At 55.6% G+C, this 9,364-nt stretch carries 8 protein-coding genes and 1 pseudogene; all 9 read right to left on the reverse strand.

The features are described from left to right. Nucleotides 1-306, reverse strand: a pseudogene (locus tag KH813_RS04835) (hydroxymethylbilane synthase); the annotation flags it as partial. After that, nucleotides 296-1,591 carry a glutamyl-tRNA reductase gene (gene hemA, locus KH813_RS04840; protein WP_303993936.1) on the reverse strand — a complete coding sequence of 432 codons (1,296 nt, stop codon included), beginning with the start codon at nucleotides 1,589-1,591 and terminating at the stop codon, nucleotides 296-298. The gene hemA and the pseudogene KH813_RS04835, both read right to left, overlap by 11 nt. Next, nucleotides 1,560-2,204 (reverse strand): bifunctional precorrin-2 dehydrogenase/sirohydrochlorin ferrochelatase, encoded by a 645-nt coding sequence (locus tag KH813_RS04845; RefSeq protein WP_303993938.1) that lies wholly within the window; start codon nucleotides 2,202-2,204, stop codon nucleotides 1,560-1,562. Before KH813_RS04845 ends, hemA begins: the two co-directional genes overlap by 32 nt. Then, nucleotides 2,204-2,416 carry a heavy-metal-associated domain-containing protein gene (locus KH813_RS04850; protein WP_159823263.1) on the reverse strand — a complete coding sequence of 71 codons (213 nt, stop codon included), beginning with the start codon at nucleotides 2,414-2,416 and terminating at the stop codon, nucleotides 2,204-2,206. Before KH813_RS04850 ends, KH813_RS04845 begins: the two co-directional genes overlap by 1 nt. After that, a complete protein-coding gene (locus tag KH813_RS04855; protein ID WP_303993944.1) occupies nucleotides 2,413-3,054 on the reverse strand; it encodes a CoA pyrophosphatase in 642 nt (213 codons plus the stop codon). The genes KH813_RS04850 and KH813_RS04855 overlap by 4 nt, the downstream gene beginning before the upstream one ends. Nucleotides 3,055-3,123: 69 nt before the next feature. After that, nucleotides 3,124-4,077 carry a signal recognition particle-docking protein FtsY gene (gene ftsY / locus KH813_RS04860; protein WP_273259975.1) on the reverse strand — a complete coding sequence of 318 codons (954 nt, stop codon included), beginning with the start codon at nucleotides 4,075-4,077 and terminating at the stop codon, nucleotides 3,124-3,126. Next, nucleotides 4,074-7,559, reverse strand: coding sequence for a chromosome segregation protein SMC (smc, locus tag KH813_RS04865; protein ID WP_303993947.1), 3,486 nt, complete (start codon nucleotides 7,557-7,559; stop codon nucleotides 4,074-4,076). The genes ftsY and smc overlap by 4 nt, the downstream gene beginning before the upstream one ends. 137 nt (nucleotides 7,560-7,696) lie before the next feature. After that, entirely contained in the window at nucleotides 7,697-8,128 is a 432-nt protein-coding gene (locus KH813_RS04870; protein ID WP_303993950.1) for a RodZ family helix-turn-helix domain-containing protein, read from the reverse strand. After that, nucleotides 8,125-9,364: DNA translocase FtsK (locus tag KH813_RS04875; protein ID WP_303993953.1), on the reverse strand; the 1,240-nt coding region annotated here is incomplete at its 5' end. The genes KH813_RS04870 and KH813_RS04875, both read right to left, overlap by 4 nt.

A 9,364-nucleotide genomic window follows, 5' to 3' on the forward strand; every position in this document is an offset into this window, starting at 1 on the left:
CCGTTGCGGAATCGCGCCGATCACAAGACCTTGCGGCAGCTTGGTCGGCATATCTTTCAAGCTGTGCACGGCAAAATCAATGCTGCCGTCCAAAAGTTTTGCCTCAAGTGCTTCCGTGAACGCTCCTTTACCGCCAAACGTATGCAAGGCCTGTTGCAGTTTACGATCCCCTTCCGTATTGACTTTGGTTGTCGTAAACGTGATCCCTTTCGCGGCCGGCAACGCTTCTAAAAGCGTAATCACATGCCGGGTCTGCCACAGTGCCAGCGCGCTTTGGCGCGTACCTACTTGGCATTCATTTCGCATCGTCAGTTTCCTCCGGCCGCGCCTCCGCAGGTAATGGCAATTGGTATACATCCGCCAGGATTTGCCAATACATTTTCTCGTCCTCTGTCCCCGCCACTTCGCGGAAATGAATCATCGGATCGCGTAATAATTTGCGCACAAGCACTTTCGACATGCCCTCAATCACGCGACGTTCATCATCTTGCACATCGGGCAACTTGGCAAACGCGCGATGCACAATGCGCTTACGCACGATTTCAAAGCGATCGGTCACGGCCGCCATCAACGGACGCATGGAAAAATAACTGTATTTTTCCATTAATTCCGCCACCGCTTCTTCCAGCAACGGATACGCCGCTTCCGCTTCCTGCGCTCGCATTTCTTTATTTTCATCGACGACCTGTTCCAAGTCATCCAGGTTATATAAAGTAATCCCCTCAATTTGAGAGACTTCCGGATCGATGTCGCGCGGTACGGCAATGTCGATCATCACCAGCGGTCGCCCCTGACGCTTATGCATCAACTCCACCGCCTGCTCGTAATCAATTAAATACGTATTCGCACCGGTCGACGTTAAAATGACATCCACACGTCCCGCCCAACGTAAGCGTTCTTCCAGCGGTACGGCGCGACCGTGATATTTTTCGGCGAGCATTTCCGCCTTATCCATACTGCGGTTGGCAATCAGCAGCGTTTGCAAGCCGTGACCGATGAGATGTTTCGCCATCAGTTCCGACATGGTTCCGGCACCTAAAATCAGCGCCCGTCGTTCCCCGAGCGAACCGAAAATCTGTTGCGTGAGTTTGACGGCCGCATAGCTTACCGAGACGGGATTATCCGCAATGCTTGTTTGCGTTCGGATTTTTTTGCCGATCGCGAGCGCCCGTTGAAACAGCATATTGCTGATGGTGCCGGTCGTTCCTACTCGCACTGCGGTCAAATAAGCCACTTTCACTTGCGAGAGAATCTGTCCTTCACCGATAACGAGCGAATCCATACCGGCCGCGACGCGAAACAGATGGCGTACCGCATCTTCGCCCTTATAGTAATACGTATATTCTTGTGAAACCGCAGTACCGATTTTGGCAAACAGCTTCTGCATCGCTGCCAGCGGCGGAACATCATCCGCCACCACGGCATATAATTCGGTACGATTGCAAGTCGCTAAAAGTACCGCTTCATCCAGCTCGGCCAAACCGTAGATCTCGTTCAGCGCTTGATGGACTTGCGTCGCGTCCAGTGCGAATTGTTCACGTACTTCGATAGGCGCCGTTTTATGATTCAGCCCCAAGACGGCCAATTGCATGCAAAATCTCCCCTTTTATGATTTCTTTTTCCCCGCGGCGAATCCGTTCCAAGGTATCATCGGGCAAGTACGTTCGCCAAAACGCTTGCCGTTCTGCTGGTTTCGGCAACAGCTCCCTTACCTTTTGCCGTAACGGCGCAAGTTCCGCGGCAAACGCACCGATGTCCGCGTACTGTTTCTCCAAATCCCGCGTGAGCAGCGCGACCAGTCGCGGCGTTGCGCCCTGCGACGTCACCGTCCCGGTGAGGCTGCCGCTTTCCCAGTTAGCCGGCAGCATCAGGTCGCCCCCGACGGCATTGACCGCATCGTTAAGCCACGCTCCTTTGGCGTGCGCCGCGGTTTTTACCAATGCGCTGACTTGTGCCCCTGCAGCGGAAATGACGATATCACCTTGGCGAATATCATCTGTCCTAAACGTCCGCGAATACCAGATGAGTTGACCGGCCTCATGCCAATCCCAAATCATCGGCTCCGCCGTTGGCGCAATGACAATGACCGTCTGCGCTTTTCCCATTACTTTACGCAATTTACGGACCGCCACCGGTCCCGCACCCACGCAAACAACGCGGCGGTGTGCCACATCCAACACCGCCGCCACGCCGTTAGGTTTCATTATTGCGCCGCTGCCGCATCAAAACCGATATCGTCTACGGCGGCGCAAAGTGCTTCTACATCGGTTTTGGTTTCATCAAAATCAACGTCCGCGATGCCGGAAGCCAAGTCCACTTTAGCGTCATGTACGCCTTCGACATCACGCAATGTTTTCGTTACCGATTGCACGCAATTTTCACAACTCATCCCGGTCACTTTCAATTTTGTCTTCATGGCAAGTCTCCTCTCCATTGCCGAAAATCAAAGTCGAATGATATCTCCTGTTCTCGACAAATTTGCAAAAAGTTTTTAATGATACGCGCTGTCAATCCCCAAATCGTAAAATCGCCGTAGGTGTAGAAATACACATCGTATTTCTGACGACCGGTCCATCCGGGTACAACGCTTGTAACACGTTCATAAGGAAAGTTTTCTCCCGGGCGCACGCCGTCCTGCATTTCGACGCGCACGGGTTCGTGTTCCATCAGCCACTGCAACGGCACCGTAAACACGGAATTCACTTCCGCCGGATTGCAAACGAATTTCGGGACATCTTCACGGAAGGCAAGATATGGCGCTACCATGCGCCCGTTCACCGTGTAAGCCAATGGCAACGCGCCAAGCAACTCCCAACTTTCCGAAGGCGTGCCGATTTCTTCCGCCATCTCGCGCAGCGCCGTCACACCGGGATGCGCATCATAGGCTTCAATTCTGCCGCCCGGAAAGGATACTTCATTGGGATGGGAGCGCAAATGAGGGTTTCGCAGTTCCAATACCAGTTGCCAGCCCTCGTCGGCAGGCATTAGCGGTACGGCAACGGCATATTGTAAGGCGCTGCGCCAATCCGCATGACGCGGTAACGGATTCTTCACGGTTCGCCCCCCTCTATTTCTTTATTATAACATTACCCGCAATGAGCTATGACCAAGGTGCTTGCATCCTTAACGCAAACGCACCTTTGTCGTTTCCGTCGCGGTTTTATCTTCATCATCGAAAAGCGCTTCGACAAATTCTTGCGCACGAAACGGCTGCAAGTCGTCAACGCCTTCACCGAGTCCTACCCATTTCACAGGCACGCCGAGTTCTTCCTTGACGGAAATCACCACGCCGCCTTTCGCGGTACCGTCCAGTTTGGTGAGTACAACGCCCGTGAGCGGTACGGATTGACCGAATACTTTCGCCTGACTCACTGCATTTTGTCCGGTGGTGGCATCGAGCACCAACCAGGTTTGGTGCGGCGCATCCGGCACTAACTTGGCCGCGACACGACTGATTTTAGCGAGTTCCCCCATTAAATTCACTTTGGTATGCAAACGTCCGGCGGTATCGATCAATACGACATCGCTTTTGCGCGCCAACGCCGCTTCCAACGCATCATAAACGACCGCGGCGGGATCCGCCCCTTCCTGATGTTTGACAATCGGTACACCGACACGCTCCGCCCAAATCGTCAGCTGTTCGGACGCCGCGGCGCGGAACGTATCACCGGCCGCCAGTAAAACTTTTTTACCGGCGTTTTTATAGTACTGCGCCAACTTTCCGATACTCGTCGTTTTGCCGACGCCGTTGACACCGACAATTAAAATAACCTCCGGCGAATGCGGCAACGCGGCGGGATCATTATCCACGGCAAGCCATGTTTCCATCGTTTTGGCGAGGAAAGGCATGACTTCTTTCGTGCTGTGAATTTCACCTTCTTTTACCGCGGTGCGAATTTCACCGAGCAAGTAGTCGGTCGCCGTCACGCCGAGATCACCGGTCAGCATAACGGCTTCCAAATCGTCTAGAAATTCTTCGTCGATTTCGTCATAGCCGATAACCAGCGTTTCCATATTTTTGACAAAACTTTTTTTCGTGCGTTCTAAACCGGCACGGACTTTATCCAAAAAACTCATGGTGTCTCCTTATACTGTTTCAAATTGACGGCAATTAATTGCGAGATCCCGCGCTTCACCATCGTCACGCCTTGCAGACGATCCGCGGACGCCATGGTCGGTTTGCGGTGCGTAATGACGATAAATTGCAAGCCGTTGCGCCCCGTTTCCAAGTAGCGTGTGAAACGTTTGATATTGGCATCGTCCAACGCCGCATCAATTTCATCTACCAGACAAAACGGCGCCGGCCGATAGGCCATAAAGGAAAAGAGCAACGCAATGACCGTCAGAGCGCGTTCACCGCCTGACAAGAGCGAGAGCGCCTGCTGTTTTTTACCCGGCGGTCGGACCATAATTTCTACGCCGGCGGGCTTATTTTCGTCCGCGTCTGTCAGCACCAATTGCGCCTCGCCGCCGCCGAACAGGTGGGCGAAAATCCGCTGGAACTCGGCGGCCACGACCTCAAATGCCGCCGCAAACTGTTCCTGCATGGTGCGATCAATCTCCGCCACTACATTTTGCAACGTATCGCGGGCCGCCGTCAAATCGGCGAGCTGCGTCGTATAGAACTCGCTGCGCTCACGCGATCTTTCATACTCCTCTATCGCCTGCTCGGAAATATCTGTAAAGCGCGCGATTTCCGTCAATAATCGACGTTGTTCGGCAAGCAGCGTCGCCTGCGTTCCCGCGACGATCGCAGGCTCCGCGGCCTGCGGATCTAAATCATACATCGCCAATTGTTCGCGCTGCTGTTCCATTTCCGCCTGCGCCGCTTCCTTTTTTGCCAGAAGTCGCGCCGCTTCCACTTTCGTTTCCGTCGCTTGCGCCCGCATGGCGCGCAACCGTTCTTGCTCCGCTTGCTGCGCGTTCAAACGTTCCGCGTGCGCATCGTAAAACGCGTCCGCTTGCACTTTCGCCGTCTGCGCCGTTTGCTGCGCCTCATCCGCCTGCTTTTGCAACGTTTCCTGCGAAGCGCTCAATGCTTTGGCCGCCGATTGAATTTCCTTTTCACGTTGCGCAAGCCGTTCCATGTCCGCCTGCGCATTTTTTTCCTGCTCGGTTTGGCGGACCTTCTCCTGCTCCTGTTGCCGCAGCGTTGCCTGCACCGTGGCCAACGCCACATGCGCTTCGGTGTAGGCGTGCTCGCAGCGAGCCAACTCCGCTTCCTGAGCGGCCGTATCCGTTGTCGTTTCAGTGACTGCTGTCGGCGCAACGGTCAGTTCTTTTTGCTTGCTTACCGTCAGCCGGTATTCGTCCGCCGTCTGCGTTTGTGCGCTGCGGATTTCATCCGCCTGGCGCACGATACCGTTCCATTCGTCACGCAGAGCCTGCAGCTGCGCCGTTTGCGAAGCAATCGCCAAGGCCGTCGTCTGCGCGGTATTTTGTAAGGCATCCCGTCGCGCGAGCGCCGCGGAAATATCCGGCAGTTCTCGCTCCGGTTGCGCGGCAAGCATTTCCAGTTGGGCGCGCAATGCGGATAATTCCTGCTGCCGACCGAATAATGTCAGCTCCGCGCGCCGCGTGCTGCCGCCCGTAAGCGCGCCGCCCGGTTGAAAAAGATCACCCGCGCGCGTCACCAGACGAATGCGTTGCTGATATTTTGCCGCCAGGCGCGAACCGGTGGCGAGATCTTCCACCAACACCGTGCGCCCCAGCAAATAATCAACCAGCGGTTGTAAATAAGATTCCGCTTTCACCAACGCCGCGGCCAAACCGATCACGCCCGGCTCGTGTAAAATCGCCCGATCGCGATCTGCAAGCGTCCGCGGCCGTATTTCGTCCAACGGATACAGCGTCACGCGACCGCTTTTCGTGCGGCGCAAAAAACGGATCGCCGCCTGCGCCGCTTGGCTGTCGCGCATCACAAGATGCTGTTGCGTACCGCCCAACGCAATATCCAGCGCCGTCGTATATTCCTTCGGCACGCGCAAAAGTTGCGCCACCGTCCCATAGCAGTCACTGCGCCATGCTTCCGTGGCGCCAAGAACCGCTTTCGTCGCGCGGCCATAGCCCTCGTAGCTGTCGGCTAACTGTTGTAAATATTGGTACCGCGTTTGCGTTGTCTGCAATGTTTCGCGCGCTTTCGCGTTAGCCGCCTGCGCCGCTTCGCGCTGCGCCTGCAGTTTGTTCACAACTTCTTCCTGCTCCGTGAGTTGTCGACTGCTTTCCGATGCGGTCGTCTGCGCCGTCGCAAGTGCCGCTTGCGCCTGCTGCAAACGTGTTTGTAATGTTTCCTTGCGTGCGCTCAACTCTTGCGCGCGACGCGCAAGTTCGGCGCAGCGCGCCTGTAATTGCTGCGCCGTTTGCTGCAAGAACTCCTGTTCCGCCGCGTTCCTTTCCTCACGTCGCAACCGGTCGGCGACCTGTTCACGGGCCGTTTGCAATACAGCGCGCAACCGATCGCGCCGCGCCGTTCCTTCCGCCAAGCGCGCCTGCGCTTCATCCCGTTCCCGCGCCGTGGCCGCTATCGCCGCGACTGTCGTCGCCTGTGCCGTCGCAAGCTGTTCCAATGTCTGCCGCTTTTCCGCCAGCGCCTGCGCCACTTCCTGCATTTCTTTCGCGTGCTGATGACTGCGCTCCGTCAGCACCGCGAGTTCACTGCGTAAATGTTCGCAATGTTGCGCCGCGGTGTTGGCCGCCTGCTCTTTTTCACGCAACATTTGTTGCGCTTTCGTATCCGCTTCCGTTTGCGCCTGCGCCGCCGCTTCCAGCTGCGTAAGTTCTGTCGTCGCCGCCGTCGCCGCCTGATCCGCGGCGATCCATTCCTTCTCCGCGCGCGTCAGTTGACGTTGCGCCGTTTGCCACGCTTTCCATGCGAGACTGCGCGCGATATTTGCCTCCTGCGTGCGCAACTCATTACGTTGTTTCGCCTGCCGCGCTTTTTCTTCCAGCGGCGGTAAATCCTGCGCGAGCAGTCGCGCAATATCGCTGACGCGCTCCATATTACGTTCCGCCTCGCGCAATTTGCGCATGCCTTCTTCTTTGCGCAGCTTGTAACGGGTAATGCCCGCTACTTCTTCAAAAACGAGTTTGCGTTCTTCCGGTCGACCGATTAAAATCCGATCGACTCGCTGCTGCCCGATGACCGCCAAGGAGTCCCGACCCAAACCGGTATCCGCCAGCAACAGTTGAATATCTTTTAAGCGGCAATTTTGACGATTAATAAAATAATCGCTCGCACCCGAACGAAGCAGACGTCGCGTCACCGCCACCTCTGCCGTATCCGTTTGAAAAAAGCCGTCACTATTGTCAAAAACGAGTGTCACTTCCGCCGAAGCTTTCGCGCGTTCGGTCGCCGTGCCCGCAAAAATCACGTCACTCGACTGCTCACCGCGCAGCTGGCGAATATTTTGCTCGCCCAGCACCCAGCGCACCGCATCGGCTAAATTACTCTTGCCGCTGCCGTTCGGACCGACGATCGCCGTCACACCCGGCGCGAATTCCACTTCCGTTTTATCCGCAAAGGATTTGAAACCGCGCAGAATCATCCGTAATAAACGCATACCGACTCCCTTTACATAATTACTTCTATTATACAGCAAATCTTCGTCAGTTCATCATCTCCGCCGAAAGAAATAGCCGCGGGCGCCGGTTGTAAATTTTTTCTTGCGGCGTAAAAAAACAGCCGCAGACGCGGCTGTTATCCGAAGATCCAGTACAAACTCAGTAAAAACAGTATGATGATGAGCGCCGTAAGTCCCTGTTCCACTCGTGTAAACGGGCGATTTTTACGACGCCTGCGGTGCATTTTTTTGCGCTGCGGTCGCGCGGTCGGTGCGACGTCCAAATAATCTTTTGCTCCGACGCTCGGCACGTACGCGCGTTCCACCGGACGTTCTTCCCCCATAGCGGCGTTGTAGCGATCCACGAGTCCTACCCCCGACAGACCGAGGAAGTTACCGTAGTTGCGCAGCATGCCGCGCATGTACACCGTGCCCGGAATCGTTCCGTACTCTTCCCGCTCCAATGCCGCGAGGTAGCGCGCGCTGATATACGTACCAAGCGCCGCCTCGGAAAGCGACAGTCCCTTTTCCTCGCGCGCGCGTCGTAAAATATCTCCGATTTCGTTCATGACTCGCTGTTCCCTTCGTAGCGCGCCAGCAACTCTTCCACTTCGCCTTTCGTCATCAGAATATCCCGCGCTTTACTGCCCAATGACGGTCCGACGATCCCCATGTTTTCCATGGTGTCGATCAGTCGACCGGCGCGGGTGTAGCCTACGCGAAAACGACGTTGCAACATCGAAACGGAGGCCTGTTCGGTATCCATGACCATGCGAATCGCATCGGGCAAAAGTTCATCTTCCCAACGCGGCGCTTGCGCTTCCTCAGTTTCCGCGGCCGGTTGCACAACCGTTTCATTATATTCCGGTTGCCCTTGCTTTTTGATGTATTCTACCAGTTTTTCCACATCCGCGTCGGAAATAAATGCGCCTTGCACGCGTCGCGGTTTCGGCGCGCCGATCGGATAGAAAAGCATGTCGCCTTTACCGAGCAACTTCTCCGCGCCCGCCATATCCAAAATCGTGCGCGAATCAATTTGACTCGAAACGGCAAACGAAATTCGGCTCGGAATGTTGGCTTTGATGGTGCCGGTCAATACGTCAACGGACGGACGCTGCGTCGCGAGCACGAGATGCAACCCTGCCGCGCGCGCCATTTGGGCGAGACGTGCAATCGCATCTTCCACATCATGCGGCGCGACCATCATCAAGTCCGCGAGTTCGTCGATGATGATGACGACAAGCGGCAACGGAGAATCCGGATTAGCTTCGTTGTAGCCGGTGATGTTGCGCACTTTGGCGGAGGCGAATAAACGGTAGCGGTTTTCCATTTCGCGTACCGCCCAACGCAATACGCCCGCCGCTTTTTTGACATCGGTGACAACCGGTGTCAAGAGATGAGGAATATGGTTATACTGCGCAAGTTCGACCACTTTCGGGTCGATCAGAATTAATTTCACTTCATCGGGATACGAACGCAGCAAAATGCTCGCCACCAGCGTATTGATGCAAACGCTTTTGCCCGAACCGGTAGAACCCGCTACCAAAAGATGCGGCATTTTGGCAAGATCGGTAATGACCGGCTGACCGGTAATGTCTTCCCCCAAACCGACGGCGATGCCGCCGACGGCGTGTTGAAATTCGTCGCAGGCAAGCACTTCGCGTAAGCCCACGGAAGAAATTTCCCGGTTCGGCACTTCGATGCCGACAGCCGCTTTACCGGGGATCGGCGCTTCGATACGGACATCGGTCGCCGCGAGCTGCAATGCGATATCGTCCGCCAAGTTGACGATTTTGCTGACTTTC

Origin of the sequence: Negativicoccus succinicivorans (assembly GCF_018373335.1) — a bacterium.
Taxonomy (GTDB): domain Bacteria; phylum Bacillota; class Negativicutes; order Veillonellales; family Negativicoccaceae; genus Negativicoccus; species Negativicoccus succinicivorans_A.

Coding starts and splice junctions, on each gene's coding strand:
- smc (WP_303993947.1), bottom strand. CDS start 7,559: ATGCGTTTATTACGGATGATTCTGCGCGGTTTCAAATCCTTTGCGGAT.
- KH813_RS04870 (WP_303993950.1), bottom strand. CDS start 8,128: ATGAACGAAATCGGAGATATTTTACGACGCGCGCGCGAGGAAAAGGGA.
- ftsY (WP_273259975.1), bottom strand. CDS start 4,077: ATGAGTTTTTTGGATAAAGTCCGTGCCGGTTTAGAACGCACGAAAAAA.
- KH813_RS04850 (WP_159823263.1), bottom strand. CDS start 2,416: ATGAAGACAAAATTGAAAGTGACCGGGATGAGTTGTGAAAATTGCGTG.
- hemA (WP_303993936.1), bottom strand. CDS start 1,591: ATGCAATTGGCCGTCTTGGGGCTGAATCATAAAACGGCGCCTATCGAA.
- KH813_RS04845 (WP_303993938.1), bottom strand. CDS start 2,204: ATGAAACCTAACGGCGTGGCGGCGGTGTTGGATGTGGCACACCGCCGC.